We start from the raw sequence: 20,807 nt of genomic DNA on the forward strand, positions 1-20,807 counted from the left end.
GTATACAAAACCACAGTAAAAATGACTGCCGTGTGAGACAGTCATTTTTCTATGCCATTTTAATTACAATGTAGCTATATCTACTAATGTAAGATTTTCCTTTGCATCGCTTTCTAAGCTTGTAAGTAAAGCATCCACCGTATCTAAGCTTGTAAAACAGTTTACACCGGTTTCTATAGATGTTCTTCTAATAAGGAAACCGTCACGGCTCTTATCTCTTCCCTGAGTAGGTGTATCAATTACAATATCAATCTTATGTTCAAGAAGCAAATCCATTACTGTTGGTGCTTCCTGATGTATCTTATTAACCTTTATTGCATTTACTCCGTTTTCACGAAGAACCTCTGCTGTAGTTCTTGTAGCATATACTTCATATCCTAATTTTTCAAAACGCTGGGCAAGTGGAACAACTTCCTGCTTGTCTGCATCCTTAACTGAAATAATTATTTTCTTATGCTTTGGAAGTACAACACCTGCTCCAAGGAATGCCTTATACAGTGCCTCATTAAAGGTCTTTGCAATACCAAGACATTCACCTGTTGACTTCATTTCAGGTCCAAGACTTGTTTCTGCTCCTCGTATTTTTTCAAATGAGAATACCGGCATCTTTATTGCATAATAATCTGCCTTAGGCTGTAATCCCGGCTTGTATCCTAATTCTTTTATCTTGTGACCGATAATACATTTTGTAGCAAGTTTTACAATTGGAATACCTGTTACTTTGCTAATGTACGGCACTGTTCTTGATGAACGAGGATTAACCTCAATTACATAAACCTTTCCGTCACATACAATAAACTGAATGTTTATCATTCCCTTTACATGAAGTGACATGGCAAGTTTTCTTGTATAGTCTTCAATTGTATCTATAATCTTTTGTGACAATGAATATGCAGGATATACTGAAATACTGTCACCTGAATGAACTCCGGCTCTTTCAATATGTTCCATTACACCTGGAATTAATATATCTTCTCCATCACAAATTGCATCAACTTCCACCTCAGTACCCTGAAGATACTTATCTACCAAAATAGGATGATCCTGAGCTATTCTGTTGATAATTTCCATAAATTCCTCAACTTCCTGGTCGCAGGTTGCTATTTGCATTCCCTGTCCTCCAAGAACATACGAAGGTCTTACAAGTACGGGATATCCCAGTCTGTTAGCTACATTCTTAGCTTCTTCCGCAGTAAATACAGTTCCCCCTGTAGGTCTTGGAATCTTGCACTGTTCAAGAATTTCGTCAAACAACTCTCTATCTTCAGCGGCATCAACATCCTCAGCCTTTGTACCAAGAATAGGAACCCCCATCTTCATAAGAGATTCTGTCAGCTTAATAGCTGTCTGTCCACCAAACTGAACTACCGCTCCATCCGGTTTTTCAATGTTTACAATGTTTTCAACATCTTCCGGCGTAAGTGGTTCAAAGTAAAGCTTATCAGCTATATCAAAGTCAGTTGAAACTGTTTCAGGGTTATTATTTACTATAATTGTTTCAAATCCTTCTTCTTTAAATGCCCATGTACAATGTACAGAACAGAAGTCAAATTCTATACCCTGACCGATACGGATAGGACCTGAACCTAAAACCAATACCTTCTTTGGCGGGTTTGTTTCAACTGATTCATTTTCCCCTCCATATACTGAATAATAGTATGGAGTTGCTGCCTTAAATTCAGCAGCACATGTATCAACTATCTTATATGCAGCCACAATATTGTTATCGTAACGCATGTTTTTAATTTCTTCTTCGCTTTTTCCTGTAAGTCTGCTAATTACAGTATCAGGGAATTCAATTCTCTTTGCTTCCTTTAACAGTTCCGGTGTAAGAGGCCCGTTCTTTAACGCATTTTCCATTTCCACAATAATGGCAAGTTTGTCTATAAACCACTTGTCTATCATGGTAACTTCATGAATGTGGTCGTAACTTACACCACGTCTTAATGCCTCTGCAATAACCCAGATACGTCTGTCATCAACTTTGTGAAGCATATCTTCTAATTCTGAATCACTTAATTTTGAGAAATCATAATCAAGAAGACATTCAACATGCTGCTCAAGTGAACGTATAGCCTTCATTAAAGCACCTTCAAAGTTGTTGCAGATACTCATAACCTCACCGGTAGCCTTCATCTGGGTAGTAAGCTTTCTGCTGGCTGTAATAAACTTATCAAATGGAAGTCTTGGGATTTTTACTACACAGTAATCCAGTGTAGGCTCAAAACTTGCATATGTTTTCTGAGTAATTGCATTCTTAATTTCGTCAAGAGTGTAACCTAAAGCAATCTTTGCAGCAACCTTGGCAATAGGATAACCTGTAGCCTTTGATGCTAATGCTGATGAACGGCTAACTCTAGGGTTTACCTCAATTACGCAATACTCAAAGCTTTCAGGATGAAGTGCATACTGAACGTTACATCCACCTGTAATGTTTAATTCATTTATAATGTTAAGAGCTGATGTTCTAAGCATCTGATGCTCTTTATCTCCTAATGTCTGAGACGGTGCAACAACTATACTGTCACCTGTATGTACACCAACAGGGTCAATATTTTCCATGTTACATACTGTAATGCAGTTTCCTGCAGAGTCACGCATAACTTCGTACTCTACTTCCTTCCATCCTGCAATACATCTTTCTACTAAAACCTGACCTACACGGCTAAGTCTTAATCCGTTTTCAAGAATCTCAACTAATTCAAACTGATTGTGAGCGATACCACCGCCACTGCCACCAAGGGTATATGCCGGACGAAGAACTACCGGATATCCAATCTTGTTGGTAAATTCTATACCGTCTTCCACATTTTCAACAACTAAAGACGGAGCACATGGCTCGCCGATTTTCTCCATTGTTTCCTTAAATTCAAGACGGTCTTCTGCTTTCTTAATAGTCTGTGATGTTGTACCTATAAGTCTGCAGTTATGTTCCTCTAAAAATCCCGTTTCAGCAATTTCCATGGCAAGGTTAAGTCCTGCCTGTCCACCAAGGGTTGGAAGAATACTGTCAGGTTTTTCTTTTTCTATAACTTTCTTAAGTACCGGCACTGTAAGAGGTTCAATATAGACCTCATCTGCAATATCCTTATCTGTCATAATTGTAGCAGGGTTTGAGTTAAGTAATACTACTTCAATGCCTTCTTCTTTTAAAGAACGGCATGCCTGTGTTCCGGCGTAATCAAATTCTGCTGCCTGACCTATAACAATAGGACCTGAGCCAATAACTAATACTTTCTTTATTCTGGTATCTCTAGGCATTTTTTCTCACCTCCATCATATTGATAAATTCATCAAAAAGTGTATCCGAATCCTGTGGTCCCGGACATGCTTCCGGATGGAACTGAACCGTAAAAATATTCTTATTAATATATCTTAAACCTTCTACTGTCTTATCATTTACATTTACAAAGGCAACCTTTGCCACATCCGGATTAATAGTATCTCCATCTACCATATATCCGTGATTCTGGGATGAAATATAAACTCTTCCTGAATCTATATCCTTCACAGGATGGTTTCCTCCTCTGTGTCCATATTTCATTTTCTTTGTATCTGCCCCTGTAGCTAAAGCCATCAGCTGATGACCTAAGCATATGGCAAATATTGGTATATCTGTATCATATAACTTTCTAATCTGTTCAATTTGATAAACGCATTCTTTTGGATCTCCCGGTCCGTTTGATAACATAATTCCGTCCGGATTAGCTGCAATAATTTCTTCTGCTGGTGTATCACATGGATAAATTGTAACATTGCATCCTCTCTTATTAAGGGACTTTGCAATATTATTTTTAGCTCCAATATCAAGTAAAGCTACGTTAAATCCATCACCCTTTAAAACTTTTTTCTCTGTACAGGATACTTTCTTAACAACTCCTGTAACTGTATATTCTTTTATCTTAGGTAATACCTCGTCTAAATTATAATTTTCATTAGTGGTAATCATACCGTTCATTGTACCCTTTTCACGAAGAATCTTTGTAAGGGCTCTTGTATCAATACCGGCGATTCCCGGAATATCATGTTCCTCCAAAAAGTGCTGGATGGTATCATCACTTCTGAAGTTACTTGGCATACGGCTTAATTCATGTACTATGTAACCATCAGGCCATGGTTTAAGTGATTCCATATCTTCATGGCAAATACCGTAATTACCAATAAGCGGATATGTCATGCATACTGCCTGTCCTGCATAGCTGGGATCAGTAAGCACTTCTAAATATCCCCACATTGAGGTATTAAATACTATTTCTGAAATAATTTCTTTTGTAGATCCAATAGATGTTCCTTTAAAGACTGTACCGTCTTCTAAGATTAGAAAAGCGTTCATAAATGTATTTCCTTTCGTAAGTTTAATTTAAGATATATATTCTTTTGTAATGTGCATAACTTACCTATGCACAAATTGAAAATATTATAGCAGAAAAGCATTTTTTATACAATACTATTTTACTATATAAGTTTTCTTTTTTTGATTAACAAAATAATCTATTAACTCCTCATAGATTTCCCTGCCCTCCTCTTCGGACAGACTATCTACAAATTCGTCAATGTCTTCAATATGTTCTTCTTTACCAAATAATATGTAATCTGCAGAGACTCCAAACTTTTCGTTTAACGTTTTTAGCATATTTATGGTTATTGCCATAGTTCCTGACTCAATTTTTTTATAGGCAGAAAGAGAAACATCTAATTCATTTGCCATTGCAGTCTGAGTGTAGTCCATACCATTTCGTATTTCCCTAACCCTGTTTCCTGTTTCTAAATTTCTTTTTCTCTCTTCTGACAGCATAATTTATCCTTCCTGTATTTCCATGTCAAAAACTACTGTTTATCATCACATACCTTTTCTTCTAATTTCTTATAATCTGAAATCAGACTATGTAACTTTTTCTTTTCATCTTTGCCCAAATCAAACACAAACTTCCTGTTATCAAGGGTTATTTTTATATTTACGTTTTTACTTTTGACTATTTTTTCAAATTCGTCAATGTTCTCTGTGGAAAACGCCATTGCATTATATGTATTCCCATCATCAGCACTTTTCTTTTCATCCTTAAATATATTAAACTTAAGGCTTTCTTTGTCTGATAAAATGGTAAATTCCTTTGAAATTTTGTCATCTTTTATATCGGAAACATTATAAAATCCACCAAATATTATTCGTGGGTCTAAATAATACTCTCCATCTTCGCATGATACATAAAATCTGAAATACAGGCTAAATACCTCTTCTACACTTTCACCTCTGTACATGGGAAATTCAAATCTGTAAAATTCCTTTTCCTGCCTATTTCCCTCCAACGCACTGTCATTCCATATTTTTTCGATATCTTTTCGCTGCAATCCTATTTTACTGCTTTGTATGGTAGATGTTTCCTTAGTGTTTTGATTCTCATACTTTGTGTAATCTTTGCTGTTGTTTTCTTTTATTCTATACATTATTACCAGTGCCATAATCAAAATTAAAATGCATGTCATGACAATTGTAACTGCTGTTTTTTTCCTTTTATCCAAGGTACCCTCCCTGTATTGTAAAGCATATTTTTTAATTTAAGGCATACCGTTTTATGTGCCCGAACATAATTATTATATATCTTTTTTCATATGCTTTCAATAAAAAGGGAGGATACCTTCAGGCATTTTCGAGAAACTTTCCATTGCCTTATCATTCATTGCCAATTCAAATCCCAATCCCAAAGGTATTTCTTCACTATTTTTTCCATACTCTTCTATAATATTCCTGCCGCCTGAAGTATCATGTATATGACTCCCACAATCCAGCTGGAAAATATTCCATACAAAATAACCGGCCCTGCAATGGTAAATATTTTTGCTCCAACACCAAATATCTGCCCTTCTGCCTTAAATTCAATTGCCGGTGCCACCACTCCATTGGCAAAACCTGTTATGGGAACCAGACATCCGGCTCCCCCTTTTTTGGCTATTTTCGGATAAATATTAAGACCTGTTAAAATAACACTTTCTAAAATAAGCACCAGTGTAGTCCAGGCTGCGGCATCCTCTTTGTTCATTCCAAAGTAAGTAAATATTGCCACCCATATCTGCCCCATAAGGCAAATAATTCCCCCTATCCAGAATGCATTAAACACATCGGTAAACAACTTATTGTCAGGAGTTATCCGCTTAACATATTCATTATATTTTTGTTTTCTTTCTTCGCTTTCCATTACTTTCCCCTTTATGCTTTCATTAATGCTATTTTTTAACCCATCCGTTAGCGAACTGAATTATTGCCGCCGTTACTTTTCCCACTGCCACAGCTAAGATAATATAACTAAAACCTATTCTCAGTTTCACTCTTCTGGCAAAAATTGCCGTAGCATTTAATGCCTCAGCTAAAGATATTGCAAGACATCCTACAAAGATTCCCTGAGACAGTCCTATTATGGGTTGTAGCACTGCCGATACCGTTACCGGCATATGAAGTTTTACGGAAAATACCCAGAATATATTCCACAATGTACCTCCTGCCACAACTGCTGTCTCATATTTAGTAACATGTTTTCCGGTATGGGTTTTCCCTGCCATTCTGGTTATAACACCGGTGGAGGCAATAAGGGCAAATACCGCTGCTGAAATTACACTGCCTCCTCCAAATGCTGTTAGTCCCAAAATTATATATTTCCACCACGTCATTTTACATCCAACTTTCCATCCTGTCTGTTATGCCCCTCAATTAAAGTCTGATTAACATCGGTTTCATATTTTCGCATTTCAACCTCAATAGGCGTTGGATCCTTTGAAAACCTCTTTAGCCCAAAATGGTTATAAAATACAAGGATTCCTACCCCCATTCCCACAGAATAGCATAATTCCATTAATGATTTTCCGGTATTTTTGTCTCCCGCCACTAACTTGCAGATTTTTTCAAACATTCCTTCCACTGAAACGTCATTGTTAAATGACATTATGGAAAAACCTGCTCCGAAAAACAAAAGTACACATATTAAAATAACCTTAATAATTTCCAGATATTTTTTCCCTGCATATGCCTTTTTAAATTCAATAATGCAGTCTGTTTCACCAACACTTTGTACATCAACATTTTCAAAGGTTTCATCCACTATTTCAAAAATTTCCATTATAGAAACAATATATCTTTTTTTGCCATTGGAATGATCAGTTAAAAGCTTAATGGGCTTTAACCTGTTTACCACTGACATGTTCTTACATTCTAATTTTGCCACATCGCCAATAGTTACATCTTCGTGAGTTACTTCCACGCACTGATCTAACTTTATATATAATGTATCACTCATGCCCACCTCTAAATCATAACTGCCGTTTCAGTTTTTTCTGTTTCCTTCGCCTGAGAGCACAAATAAACACCAATTCCTGTAGCCATTATGATGGCAGCCATAATAATTATAACTTTAAAGATTTTCATACCTGTCAAATCCTTTCTATAATTGTTTATGACATACATTATATCCAATGAACACTATATTATTCTAATTTATCCAATTTGCTTTTTTAATTTTTCTAAAATTTTCTTTTCAGTTCTTGACACCTGAACCTGAGTCATTCCCACTATATTTGCAATTTCCGACTGGGTTTTATTTTGAAAATATCTTAAAATAATTATTTTTCTGTCTGTATCGTCTAGTGTCTCTAACAGCTGTTTTACCATTATGCGGTTAATAACCATTATCTCATGACTGCTTTCATCCTCTATTTTTTCCAATATGGTCTGCTTTTTATTATCCCCGGTATCGATTTCCTTATAAATAGATTCCACTTCTCTTGATGCATCTAATGCAGTTATTATTTCCTCACAGGTTAAATCACATACTTTAGACAATTCCTCCACCGTAGGTTCCCTGTTATTATCTTTTCTGAATTTTTCCGTTTCTAAATAAATTTTCAATTGATTTTCTTTTATGGTTCTGCTTATTTTAATAATGCCATCATCTCTTAAAAAGCGTCTGATTTCTCCTGCTATCAGTGGCACTGCATAGGTGGAAAATGCCACTTTAAAATTAACATCAAACCTGTCAATTGCCTTAAGCATTCCTATACAGCCTATTTGAAATAAATCCTCACTTTCATAGCCTCTGTTTAAAAATCTCCTGACAATGCTCCAGATAAGACCACTGTTTTCTAAAAGTACCTTGTCCCTTGCTGCTTTATCTCCCTTATGAGCCATTTCTATTAACGATAATACATCCATTATCAGATTTTTTCCTGCTTTGTTAATCTCTTTGTCATGGAAACCTTAGTACCACGACCTTTTTCTGACTCTACAATCAGTTCATCCATAAACATTTCCATAAACATAAATCCCATTCCGGAGCGTTCTAACTCCGGTTTAGTTGTAAACAACGGCTCTCTTGCTTTTTCTATGTTTTCAATTCCAACACCTTCATCTTTTATTTCAATTTTTATGGTTGTATCTGTTTCGTATGTACTATCATTTTTCTTTATTTTATTTGTAAGCATGTTGCACTTCATGTATACAGTTCCCGTTTTTTCCCCGTATCCGTGAATTATTGCATTAGTAACTGCCTCTGAAACAGCAGTTTTTATGTCATTTATTTCTTCGATTGTAGGGTCAACCTCCGTGAGAAAGGCAGCCACCACCATTCTTGCCAGACTTTCATTTTGTGACTTGGCATCAAACGTAATGCTCATATTATTCTCCATACTTTCCTCCTAATATCTGGATAAATCCGGTGTTATTGTTTTTTCAACAATTTTGTACAAACCTGAAATAGTTAATATTCTGTCAATAGAATTATTAATATTAGTAACAGTAACTTTACCGCCCCGGTTTTTAACTAACTTATACCGTCCCATAATAACCCCGATTCCTGAACTGTCCATAAATTTTGTTCTTTTAAAATTAAAAATAATGTTTTGAATTTTGTTTGAAATAATATACCAGTCCGACTGCTCTGTTATGATTTTTGCATTATGATGGTCTAATTCTTCCGGTAAATAAATCAACAGATTTCTTCCCCTTACTTCATATAAAACTTCCATTGTAATCCCCCTTAAAATTTTATAAACATGGCTCAATACCTGTTTTACCATAACCACAAAAAGAGAACCCTTTTAAGGTTCTCTTCTTTAGTATTTTTATATTTTATTCTGAACTTCCGCCGTCTCCGCTATCACCGCCATTGTCTCCGTTATCACCATTGTTGCCGTCATCGCCGCCATTGTCTGATAACATATTTCTTGCTCTATCTGCGTATTCTGAATCTCCAAAATCATCAACGATTTTCTTGAAATACTTATTGGAGTTAGTTGTATCTCCCTGCCTGTTATAGGCATAGGCTAAGTAATAAATCGCTTTAACGTTGTTTTTATTTGCCTCAATACACTTTGTAAACTGTGTTATTGCTGTTTCGTAATCTGCACTTTCGTAGGCGCTCATACCTGCATCAAAAGCTGAATTTTCCACTCTTGATGACAACTGATCACTTAATGACTTGTACACCGATGTAAATGAAGCTGATTCCATCTTCATTTTGCCATCAACCTTTTCTAATGACTTTGCACTATTGTCGTAATCCTTTGCTAAGTAATACTGTACTGCCTCTAAAAGATTACTGTAGTTTGTGCTTAAAGTATTTCCCGTGCCAGTATACTGGGCAAGACTCGTTTTAAGCTTGTCCCTTTCCTTCTTTATTGTATCCACCTGATCCTGCAATTCGGAAATTGTAGAATTTTTTATAGCAATCTTTTGATTATATTCAACCTTTGTGTCATTTACTTTATCAGAAATGCCTGCAATTCTTGCCGGAGTAACAATAAAGTAAACCAATGCTGCGCCAAGCAAGACACCTATTATTATGTGTAAAATACTTTGGGCACTGCTAATAGCCTCTTTAAAATTGTTTTGTGGAACAATAACATCATTTCCACTTAAGTAAGGTCTGTCAACCATTACACCTCTTAAGCTTCGTCTTCGCTCCATTCTCCTGTCAGGATCATTTTTCTTTTCATCCTCCATATACTCGTTAATTTCTCTTAAATAACGGATACTTAAAGGATTGCACTTGTCAATTTTAAGAGACTTCTTTATTGTTCTCTTTGCTCTCTCGTACTGACCGTTTTTGGTGTAAAGTAAAGCTAAAAGCTGATAGGCCTTTATCAGATTAGGATTCTGATTAAGGACTTTCTTAAGCTGAATTATAGCCATGTCGTCAGTTCCGCTCTTGGCATAATTAAGAGCTACATTGAACTTCTTTATAGTATGATTCAACTCGTCTACTTTTCCCTTTTCCTGCTGTATAGCTACAAGATATCGGTCTGCCGGGTTGTTATCCGGCTGAATGTTGGTGCTCATAACCCACTCGGAAAATGCCTGAACTGTCTCTCCCATTTCAAAATACACAAGTCCTAAAAGATTTCTGGCATCAATATTACGTTTGTTTAACTTAACACAACGTCTTAAGGTATCTGCTGCTCCGGCTAAATCTCTGTTTCTTGCCTTTGTAAGACCCACGTTGTAATATGTGTTGGACAAACGCACAATTCTCTTGTAGACGCTTACATCCATACCACAGTGACTGCAATAATCACTGTTAGTAAGGACATTTCCACAATTATAGCATATCATCTGTTAAATCCATCCTTTGCTTATTTGTTCTCGCCCTTTAGTTCCTCAACCATCTGTATCATAACATCAGTAATGTCTGATATATTGTTGTTATAGATGGCGTTTTCTGCCTCTTCTATTTCAAGGCTTGGATGAAATTTTTTAATTTCTTCTTCAAAATTAATCATATCCTTCTCCTTATTTTTCTAAATGTGAAAGCTGTCCCTTAACCTGTTCCATCATCTGTTCATATTTAGCCTTCTTTTCCTTCTCCTCATTTATTTTCTTTTCAGGAGCCTTACTTACAAAGTTAGGATTTGAAAGCATTCCGTTTACTCTTGCAAGTTCCTTGTTAAGGCGTTCAACTTCCTTATGAAGTCTCTCAATTTCCTTTGCAATGTCAACAAGTTCGGCAAATGGCATGTAAATAGTAGCCTTTGGAATAACTACTGATACAGCGTCATCCTCAATGCCTTCCTTATCACTTTGAATAATAACCTCACTGGCATATCCTAAGGTAGCAAAGAATACATTTCCCTTTTCAAAGATTTCACGTACAGTTGCATCATCAGATACAACAAATACTTTTGCCTTCTTGCTTGGTGCAACATTCATCTCTGAACGTATATTTCTGATAGAACGTACAGCTTCCTTAATAGTTTCAACTGCTGCTTCTTCTTTTTCAAATGTGTTTTCTTCTGAATACTCAGGCCATGATGAAATCATAATGGACTCTTCATCATCCTGAATATTACAGAATATTTCCTCTGTAATAAATGGCATATATGGATGTAAAAGTTTTAATGAGTCAATTAATACTTTCTTAAGTGTCCATAATGCAGCCTGTTTTGTATCATCATTATCATTGTACAATCTAGGCTTAACCATTTCAATATACCAGTCACAAAATTCTTCCCAAATAAAGTTGTAAATTTTGTCAGCTGCTATACCAAGTTCAAATTTATCAAGATTTTCTGTCACATCTTTTGCCAAAGTGTTAACTTTTGATAAAATCCACTTATCTGCATCAGTTAAGTTTTCAGGTTTCTTACCTAAATCAATATTTTCTTCAGGAAGATTCATCTGGATAAATCTTGAAGCATTCCAAACCTTATTGGCAAAGTTTCTTGATGCCTCTACTCTTTCCCAATAGAATCTCATGTCGTTACCAGGTGCATTTCCCGTAATAAGGGTAAATCTTAATGCGTCAGCACCATATTTATCAATAACCTCCAATGGGTCTATACCGTTTCCTAAAGATTTTGACATTTTACGTCCCTGTGAATCTCTAACAAGTCCGTGTATCAAAACTGTATCAAAAGGTACCTCTCCTGTATGTTCAAGTCCTGAGAACATCATTCTCATTACCCAGAAAGGTATAATATCATATCCTGTTACTAATGTATTAGTAGGATAGAAGTAATCCATTTCTTCTGTTTTATCAGGCCAGCCCAGCGTACTAAATGGCCATAATGCTGATGAGAACCATGTATCAAGAGTATCCGGATCCTGTCTCATTTCCTTACCACACTTAGGACATACTGCATGGTCTTCCTTTGTTACAACCATTTCACCACAGTCATCACAGTAAAATGCAGGAATCTGGTGTCCCCACCATAACTGACGTGAAATACACCAGTCACGGATATTTTCAAGCCAATGGAAATATGTTTTATCAAAATATCCCGGTACAAACTTAGTGTCACCTTTTTTAACAGCTTCTATTGCAGGCTTTGCCAGCTCATCCATCTTTACAAACCACTGCTTTGAAACTCTTGGTTCAATAGTTGTATGACATCTGTAACATGTACCTACATTATGTTCATGGTCTTCAACCTTAACCAGATATCCTTCCTTGTCTAAATCTTCTACAATTGCCTTTCTTGCTTCATATCTGTCCATACCTGCGTACTTAGGATAATCATCAACAATCTTAGCATCGTCTGTTAAAACATTAATAACAGGTAAGTTGTGACGAAGTCCAACTTCAAAATCGTTAGGATCATGGGCAGGTGTAATTTTAACTACACCGGTACCAAAGTCAATACCTACATAGTCATCGGCAATAATAGGGATTTCTCTTCCAACTAAAGGAAGTGTAAGCATCTTTCCTATTAAATGTTTATATCTGTCATCATTTGGGTTTACTGCTACTGCTGTATCACCAAGTAATGTTTCAGGTCTTGTTGTAGCCAGCTGGATATATCCTGAACCATCTGTTAAAGGATATCTTAAGTGCCAGAATTTACCTGCCTGGTCTTCATATTCTACCTCTGCATCTGAAATAGATGTAAGGCAATGAGGGCACCAGTTAATAATTCTTTCACCCTTGTAAATCTGCTTTTTGTTATATAAATTAACAAAAACTTCCTTTACCGCCTTTGAACAGCCTTCATCCATGGTAAATCTTTCTCTGTCCCAGTCACAGGATGAACCAATCTTTTTAAGCTGTGAAACAATACGTCCGCCGTACTGCTTTTTCCACGCCCATGCTCTGTCTAAGAATGCGTCTCTCCCAATATCTTCCTTGGTAATGCCTTCTTCACGCATTTTTTCTACAATCTTAGCTTCTGTGGCAATTGATGCATGATCAGTTCCCGGAAGCCATAAGGCTTCATAGCCCTGCATTCTCTTAAATCTAATCAAAATATCCTGCATTGTATTATCAAGGGCATGTCCCATATGAAGCTGCCCTGTAATATTTGGAGGTGGCATAACAATAGTAAACGGCTTTCTGCTTCTGTCTACTTCTGCATGGAAATATTTCTTTTCCTGCCACTTTTCATAAAGTCTGTCTTCAATCTCTGCGGGATTGTAATTCTTTTCAAATTCCTTCATTGTTTTCTCCTATTCTGTAAGATTATGAAAAGAAAAAGAGCAGCCATGCCACTCTTTTCTTTTGTATAGTAACCGGTAGCACACAAAGGGCGAATATATCGCGGTACCACCTTTCTTTATCACTTATCTTATCCTGTAACGGGGATGAAACGTCTGCGGCTAATTGGATAATCCATTTTTTACCACGGCTGCTTAGAAACTACCTTCACAAATACCTTCCTAAGAGGCTTCCACCATCCCTCTTTCTCTATAAGGGGTTATCTGCTACTCCTTTTCCTCAACGCATTTAAACATATAGTCAATGATAAATATTTTATTTATGTTTGTCAACATCTAATATCAGCAAATTAACTGTTTATTTCCACAATATATTCTTTTCTGCACTGAGTTACAAACATATCCTCATTTTCTTTTTTCCACTCTGACTGTATATGCACTTTTCTCTTTATAAGTTCTGCCCTAAGTCTGTTAATAACCGTATCGCTTACCTTATATTTTTCCTTATCTATGTTAAGTCTCTTTTCATTATCACTTAACAAATCACATAGCAAAACCGACTCTAAGGACTCGTTGGACTTATTTAACCTGTATGCACATCTAAAGGCTGCTGCTCCATGTTCATATTCAAACAATCTTGCATATGCTACACCTAAATTGTTGTAAACATCTCCGTAAAATCTTTCCGGAAGTTCTGTGTTTATAGCCTTGTTAAGAATACTGTTATAGTAGTTAATTGCCATGTTATATTTGTCTGTATCCATAAGTATGTCCGCCTTCGCCTTTATTCGTTCAGCTGTTGTTTTTGAACAAAGGGCAACTAAATGATTTTCCAGTTTTTCTGCTTCTCTTTCAGAATAATATCCGGAATTTTTAATAACAAAGGCAATTTTTTCTCCCAGTTCGCCTTTCTTTGCTATTATCTGCTTTAACCCGGAAGCAATGGTTGTCTGCTTTAGTTCATTTTCAATATAATCAATTAATGTATCACTGAAAAAGGTATCATCTATTAAATACAGATAATTGTACAAATAATAACTTAACTCCTCAATTGAATATATGTTTTTGTTGACTTCCTTAATATAGTATGGTTTCTCTGTATGTATCGTACACAAAGTAATATAATTCATGACGTCTCCTCTTAAAAGTTCTATAAAGTAATTTCTTTTTTAACTGACATTCCTGAGGATTTAAAGAATTCTCCAAATCCTAAATCCTTTATTTCTATTTCAAAGGAATTTTCAGAAAGATATCTGAAATTTATTTCAAGTCTTGTGGTATTTGGCGGTCTCTTAGGAAAATCCTTTAAATCAATTTTGAAACTTTCATTGGCATGATTCATAATGTCCTGAATTTCAAAGGAAGCCTCCGTAGGTTTTTCCATTATACACTCAGCCTTTGATTTTGCCTGGTGCCAATACTCTCCAATGTTTGAAAGGGTAATGTAACTATCATGTTCCTTATATTTAACAGCCATAACAATTTTAACTCTCGTACGTCCCTTACAGGAAATAAGATATTTATCAAGAACCGGTACATAGAAAAATTCTCTTGCGCCATAGGCTGCCCCTTTTACTATAAGGTTACTACCTTTAAAAACTCTTCTGTTTCTGCACAAAACGGATAAGGTTTTCTGCCATCCGTCTACATAAAATCCTTCTCCTGAAAGAAAAACTCCTGACACAACATGTTTTTTAAGCTGTTCCTCCAAAAATTCAGAAAGTATTTCATCAGCTCCAAGAGGCTCTCTTGTAACTAAATCCATAGTGAATAAATTGCTTAAATCCGTCATTCTTACATCTGCCACATGAGGCTGTCTTCCTTTTATAACATTTAATCTTCTACATGAAAACTCATGTTTATCCAGCTGCAAAAACAAAACATTATTTATCCATATATCCTTATTCTGATTTAAAACATAGTATACAAAGCTTTCTGAGTGACTTATTACCTTTATGTCTTTTTCATTGTATCCCAACTCAGTAAATACCTCCAGCAGTCCCTTTATAACCTGAGGATTTACCTGATTTACAGTTACAAGAATATTTTTTATTAAACGTCCGTTGCTGTAATTAACCGCTAATTTAATTAGATATGACATAAATGTGGAAACTGCTTTTTTTGCCTCATCAGCATCATTTTCACTGTCTTCGTTGAATATTTCCGGAAGATTTTTGTAAACTTTGCTTTTTTCAAGTCTTCCTTTATTAACTGCCTCATCGCCTGCTGACCATTCATTCAATTCACTGTTGTAGCATACAACGGCGGGAATCATATAATTATCCTCTGTTCCCACACTTACGGACTGGGGATTTCCATCATTATCCAAATATGCTATCTGTGCATAGTCCATAGAAAAATCTATTCCTAAAATCATTCCTTTTCCCAAAGCCTTGTCCTCCTAGTACCAGCTTAATTTCCGATGTAATTTATAAAAGCTTAAAGATTTCTTTGCCTGCTTCCTTACAAAGAGCATATGACTGCATTATCTCCCTTGCCGCATCCTCTCTTCCTAAAGCCCTGCAAATCATCATTCCATTTATCATTCCAAAACGTGACTCATCGTTGTAAATATTTTTTTCTGTTATTCTTACGGAATAATTATCCACTACCTTTCCATCAGGGTCTTCATCTGAATACTCCTTAATGCTGTAGTCAATTTCTTCACCATAAAACATAATTATTTCCTTAGTAAATATTCCCTGATAAATGCTTCCCATTTCTTCCGTAACTTTCTTTGTACGTCCCTCAGGAGTCTTTATGCTATAGGTAATATCTACCCTGTGTTTTGGATTTGTTCTAAAATCAATTATGGTTTTGTCCACAAGATTAAATGGTATCTTAAACCACTTATTAAACTTCTTATAAAACTCAAAATTAATATTATTCTTTGCCAATGTTTCTATTAATGACTGAAGAATCTTAATCTGTCTTTCAGTAAGGCTTGTTTTTTTAGACATAGCCTCCACAAAAGCAATACTACATATAACCGGTGTGTTTAATCCGTTGTCATATTCCTGCTCAAGAATTTCCCACACCACATCCGGACATTGCACCTTCTTAATAAAGTAGTTGTATGTCACATATGTGTAAAATGCCTTTCTTATAACTGTAGATGTTGCTTCTTCTAAATAAGACATATAAATATCATATATTTTGTTTTCTGTATTTCCTTCAAAAATATACTGCACCAAGAGACGTTCAGCCATTGTATTATCCTTTATGCCTTTTGCTTTAATGGCAAGGTACAACTGGTAAAGTTCAAGACTTCCTGCCTCATAGTATTTTCCAAGGAACCTTAATACTCCCTCATCCCTGCATCCGTTTCTAAATGCACTGGCACACATTTCTTCCACATAGTCATTTGGGTCACATTCAGGATTTGCCACTAACTCTATGCATACCTTTTCTAACAGGGAATTGCTTATTCCCTTATAACCATACTTTGCCATATACGGATAAATCATTTCCATAAAGTTCTTTTCAATCATAACTTCCATTACTTTATTTCGTGATTTAACATCCAGTGAAGCCATATCAATTTGAAGAAGATAAATATCCAAATCTCCTTTATCGTAGCCCTTGTAATAATAATCCACAATAAACTCAATCAGTCTTTGCCTAAATTCCTCAGTAAGTCCCGGTGCACCCACCATTGCCTTTAATTCAATAAGCTTTCCCGGATTGTCTGCAGGATTTCTCATGATTTTTTCAATGTCACATAATTCTGTTAAAAGATTGCTTCCCACCTTTGAAACCGGTGCCGTTATTTCCATTTTTGAGATTTCATATTCCACATCTGAAATAATTCTTCCCCTTTTGTCCATAAATACAATAACCGGATTATCTGTATATAACTGAACATACGCCATTCCGTCTATAAAGGACACTGTCTGGAAATCTTTTATTTCTTTATGATTTACAATAACATGCTTTATTTTCCTGTTATTAACCCTGATACAATAAGTATGGAGAACCTTAGCCATATTATCACCTAAGTTTCCCACAATAAAATCATCATTTAAAATTCTGTTGTATATAACTCTTAAATGACGGTTGTTATTGCCCTTCATAAGCTCTTCTGTTACATATTTTTCCAAATCATTGTAGCATTTAGTATAAATTTCATCTGTGTCACTGAAATTAGTTACAAGATTTGCGTAAAAATAATCTCTGTTATACATTAAAGTATCAGTGCCATATGAAAAATACTTATATGCTGATTTTTCCAGCATATTGTAATTATCCACATCTATTGTGTATATATAATACTCGTAAAGATTAGTGATTTTTAATTCTTTTTTTACACCTTCACTTATCCACTTAGAGTATTCCTTGTTGGCTCTGTTTCCATTAATAATTGCACCGCAAATACAGTAAAGTACATCTGTACTTTCAGTTTCCTCATATAACCTGCTTAAGATATTAATATAGTTTTCGTTAAATTCCCTCTCCCTGCCAATAATATCTGCTGCCTGTTTTGCCAACTCTATTCCAACCATATGATACTTGCCGGCAAAATTTAAAATCTGGATTTCAAATTTGTTAAGCATTCTAAAAAGTTCCGGCTGCTCATTAATAACCTTTGCTGCCTCATAATACATAATAGGGCTGTGACAGCCGTTATTAAACATTCTCTTTACTAATGTATATTTAAGGCTTGGATTTTCATCATACCTGTCATCCATGTAAAACAGCATCCATAAAAGCTGCCATTTGTCGTATCCGCCTTCAAAATAACCTTTTATTTCTTCCTTAACTTCATATGTGTAGGAAGCATCATTTTTATATATAGATTTTAAATATAAATAATAGCAATAATAAATTACAGACTTTTCATCTTTAATGGAAACAAGATTAGATGCCCTGTTTAAATATTCTAATGCCATTTCGTCATCATTATTAGTTATTCCCACCTGAGCCTTTGCCAAAACTCCAACAATGTCATTTTTATTAGCTATTAATCTTTCCTCAGCAAGATTTAAAAGATTACTTTTCCATTTTTTACCATCTATAACCCCGGTACGGAAATCCAGATAGTTTTTTACCATATTGATGGTACTTTTTTTGTTTTTAAGGTACTCATCAATACTGTCTTTCTGATTTACAATAACCACATCATACACCAGTTTTTCGTTAGAGCTTCTTAAAATAATTCTTCCGCAATTACTTCCTCCGTGAAGTCTTCCTGCATTAATGAGATACTGATATTCAGCAATTTTTCCGTTAAATTCATCTCCGGAAATTTTGTCCTTACAGCCATAGAAGAAGTCTCCCTGAACTTCCACGTCTATGTCCACGTAGCCCCAGCCGCTTCTTGAAATATTTAACACATCGCCATAGTTTTCTTTTATATCCGTATACTCTTTTATGGTATTAGAAATACTTATTTTCACTTTGTCCTTTAGTTTCATTCCTACTAAAAATTCCTCAAGAGCAATGTTTCTGTTAGTATTTCTCATTACCTGATTATACAAAGTAAGGGCATGGTCATCTTTTTTAAGGAAATATGTTTTAAATTCCTTTGATAAAAACAGCAAAAGTGCCTCATCATAGCTCACTCTTACAAGTTTCACAAAGTCCGTAAGAGCTGTAATTTCACCTATGGAAGATGTTATAACCTGCTTTTTCACTGTTATGCCAAAAGGAATGGCATAGTCCCCAGCAGTGGTTATTACACTAATGGTTCCGCTTATTACCTGTCCCTCATACATATTTTTAGAGGATACAACATATTTAACCTTATTGTTAATCCCATTAAACTGGTTGTTCTCAAATTCAATGTGATTGTCAGTGGAAAAAACAATACCTTTAACGCTCATTCCGTGCTTACCATTAATGGCAATCTCTCCGTATGTGCTTTCCCCCTGCTCTAATTCCACTGCTATTCTATTTTCAGATATTTCCGCATCCGGTGTTTCATACACCGCATTTCCTGATGCCAGTTTATCTATTAATGCCTTCAATTAATCAATACCTCTTATCTTTTTAAAATATTCTTTAACTTCTGCTTCATATCCTAAATCTCCCGGATTGTAAAACTTTGAACCTACCAGTTCATCCGGAAGATACTGCTGATTAACATAATGGTTAGGATAATCGTGTGCATATTTATATCCTATACCATGTCCCAGTGCCGCTGAACCTTTATAATGTGCGTCCATTAAATGCACCGGCACCTTACTGGTTACTGTATTTTTCACTGTATCCATTGCCTTAAATATGGCATTGTAGGCTGAATTGCTCTTCGGTGAAGAAGCAACATATATTACCGCTTCTGACAAAATAATCTGTGCCTCCGGCATTCCCACCTGATGTACCGACTGTGCTGCCGCCGTGGCTACAACTAATGCCTGTGGATTTGCCATTCCCACATCCTCTGCTGCACAAATCATTATTCTTCTCGCTATGAAGTCAACGCTTTCTCCTGCATACAGCATTCTGGCTAAATAATACACTGCCGCATCCGGGTCTGAGCCACGCATGCTTTTTATAAATGCAGATATTGTATCATAGTGGTTGTCCCCTGACTTGTCATATCTTAATGCTCTTTTTTGTATACACTGCTCTGCCACATCTAGTGTTATATGTATCTTTCCATCTTGGCTTTTATCAGTGGTAAGGATACCTAATTCAACTGCATTTAGTGCTGTTCTTGCATCACCGTTAGATATTTCCGCCAAAAACCGTGCTGCATCTTTATCAATAACTCCGTTGTAAATTCCCATTCCATTTTCTTTATCTTCAACGGCTCTATATATTAACTTTTCAATATTTTCCGTGGACAAAGGTTTTAATTCAAATATAATTGAACGGGATATTAAAGCTGAATTTACCTCAAAATAAGGATTTTCAGTAGTAGCTCCTATAAGGATTATTGTTCCATCCTCCACGAAAGGTAAAAGATAGTCCTGCTGTCCCTTGTTAAATCTATGAATCTCATCTATAAACAAAATAGTCTTTTTGCCACTCATTGCCATGTTCTGTTTGGCAGTTTCCACTACCTCTTCCATGTCCTTTTTTCCTGCCACTGTAGCATTTAACTGTTTAAATTCAGCACTGGTAGTATTAGCAATAACCTTGGCAAGAGTTGTTTTCCCTGTTCCCGGAGGGCCGTAAAAAATAACCGAACTGATTTTATCTGCCTTTATTGCTCTATATAGAAGTTTTCCCTCGCCTATAATATGCTCCTGTCCTACAACCTGCTCTAGTGTTTTCGGACGCAGCCTGCTGGCTAAGGGTGACTCTTTTTCACTATTTATATTTCTTGCATAATCAAATATGTCCATATCAAACCTCTGTGGTAAATATAATAAATATGCTATTAGCCATTTGGGTTTATTGTATCACAAAACCCGGTATTGAGGAAGTGTCTTATTGTTTTTCCTTAAGTTGAGTT

General features: G+C 35.7%; 17 protein-coding genes and 1 other annotated feature. All 17 genes read right to left on the reverse strand.

The genetic code is table 11. The annotated features are described in order from the left end of the window. Positions 1–63: 63 nt before the first annotated feature. Positions 64–3,261: a carbamoyl-phosphate synthase large subunit gene (gene carB, locus H8S00_RS03160; RefSeq protein ID WP_021953404.1), complete on the reverse strand. Its 3,198-nt coding sequence runs from the start codon at positions 3,259–3,261 to the stop codon at positions 64–66. Beyond that, positions 3,254–4,333 (reverse strand): carbamoyl phosphate synthase small subunit, encoded by a 1,080-nt coding sequence (locus tag H8S00_RS03165; protein ID WP_021953405.1) that lies wholly within the window; start codon positions 4,331–4,333, stop codon positions 3,254–3,256. Before H8S00_RS03165 ends, carB begins: the two co-directional genes overlap by 8 nt. 114 nt (positions 4,334–4,447) lie before the next feature. Then, positions 4,448–4,795 carry a helix-turn-helix domain-containing protein gene (locus tag H8S00_RS03170; protein WP_021953406.1) on the reverse strand — a complete coding sequence of 116 codons (348 nt, stop codon included), beginning with the start codon at positions 4,793–4,795 and terminating at the stop codon, positions 4,448–4,450. A gap of 32 nt (positions 4,796–4,827) precedes the next feature. Beyond that, positions 4,828–5,520, reverse strand: coding sequence for a hypothetical protein (locus H8S00_RS03175; RefSeq protein WP_021953407.1), 693 nt, complete (start codon positions 5,518–5,520; stop codon positions 4,828–4,830). A gap of 215 nt (positions 5,521–5,735) precedes the next feature. Next, positions 5,736–6,194, reverse strand: coding sequence for a SpoVA/SpoVAEb family sporulation membrane protein (locus tag H8S00_RS03180; RefSeq protein ID WP_118588945.1), 459 nt, complete (start codon positions 6,192–6,194; stop codon positions 5,736–5,738). A 28-nt stretch (positions 6,195–6,222) separates the two neighbouring features. Continuing rightward, positions 6,223–6,663, reverse strand: coding sequence for a stage V sporulation protein AB (locus H8S00_RS03185; protein ID WP_118588944.1), 441 nt, complete (start codon positions 6,661–6,663; stop codon positions 6,223–6,225). Next, positions 6,660–7,286, reverse strand: a complete 627-nt coding sequence (locus H8S00_RS03190; protein WP_118588943.1) for a stage V sporulation protein AA — start codon at positions 7,284–7,286, stop codon at positions 6,660–6,662. The genes H8S00_RS03185 and H8S00_RS03190 overlap by 4 nt, the downstream gene beginning before the upstream one ends. Positions 7,287–7,483: 197 nt before the next feature. Further along, on the reverse strand, positions 7,484–8,197 hold the full coding sequence (locus H8S00_RS03195) for a SigB/SigF/SigG family RNA polymerase sigma factor (RefSeq protein WP_118588942.1): 714 nt from the start codon (positions 8,195–8,197) through the stop codon (positions 7,484–7,486). A gap of 2 nt (positions 8,198–8,199) precedes the next feature. Then, positions 8,200–8,670 carry an anti-sigma F factor gene (spoIIAB, locus tag H8S00_RS03200; RefSeq protein WP_021953413.1) on the reverse strand — a complete coding sequence of 157 codons (471 nt, stop codon included), beginning with the start codon at positions 8,668–8,670 and terminating at the stop codon, positions 8,200–8,202. 9 nt (positions 8,671–8,679) lie between these two features. Further along, on the reverse strand, positions 8,680–9,009 hold the full coding sequence (locus tag H8S00_RS03205) for an STAS domain-containing protein (protein ID WP_021953414.1): 330 nt from the start codon (positions 9,007–9,009) through the stop codon (positions 8,680–8,682). 103 nt (positions 9,010–9,112) lie between these two features. Then, positions 9,113–10,594, reverse strand: coding sequence for a tetratricopeptide repeat protein (locus H8S00_RS03210; RefSeq protein ID WP_118588941.1), 1,482 nt, complete (start codon positions 10,592–10,594; stop codon positions 9,113–9,115). A 20-nt stretch (positions 10,595–10,614) separates the two neighbouring features. Beyond that, positions 10,615–10,761 carry a hypothetical protein gene (locus H8S00_RS03215; protein ID WP_021953416.1) on the reverse strand — a complete coding sequence of 49 codons (147 nt, stop codon included), beginning with the start codon at positions 10,759–10,761 and terminating at the stop codon, positions 10,615–10,617. Positions 10,762–10,771: 10 nt separating this feature from the next. Beyond that, complete coding sequence (locus tag H8S00_RS03220; protein ID WP_118588940.1) at positions 10,772–13,411, reverse strand: valine--tRNA ligase; 2,640 nt, start codon at positions 13,409–13,411, stop codon at positions 10,772–10,774. A gap of 82 nt (positions 13,412–13,493) precedes the next feature. Continuing rightward, positions 13,494–13,701 (reverse strand) — a binding site (T-box leader). Between the two features lie 57 nt (positions 13,702–13,758). After that, positions 13,759–14,538: a tetratricopeptide repeat protein gene (locus tag H8S00_RS03225; RefSeq protein ID WP_021953418.1), complete on the reverse strand. Its 780-nt coding sequence runs from the start codon at positions 14,536–14,538 to the stop codon at positions 13,759–13,761. Between the two features lie 20 nt (positions 14,539–14,558). After that, the gene (locus tag H8S00_RS03230) at positions 14,559–15,797 is read right to left on the reverse strand and encodes a DUF5716 family protein (RefSeq protein ID WP_118588939.1); all 1,239 of its coding nucleotides are present in this window, start codon (positions 15,795–15,797) and stop codon (positions 14,559–14,561) included. Positions 15,798–15,837: 40 nt separating this feature from the next. Then, a complete protein-coding gene (locus H8S00_RS03235) occupies positions 15,838–19,374 on the reverse strand; it encodes a DUF5717 family protein (RefSeq protein ID WP_118588938.1) in 3,537 nt (1,178 codons plus the stop codon). Then, positions 19,375–20,697 carry a replication-associated recombination protein A gene (locus H8S00_RS03240; RefSeq protein ID WP_021953421.1) on the reverse strand — a complete coding sequence of 441 codons (1,323 nt, stop codon included), beginning with the start codon at positions 20,695–20,697 and terminating at the stop codon, positions 19,375–19,377. Between the last annotated feature and the right edge of the window lie 110 nt (positions 20,698–20,807).

This window comes from Eubacterium segne, from assembly GCF_014287775.1.
Taxonomy (GTDB): Bacteria; Bacillota; Clostridia; order Lachnospirales; family Lachnospiraceae; genus Eubacterium_G; species Eubacterium_G segne.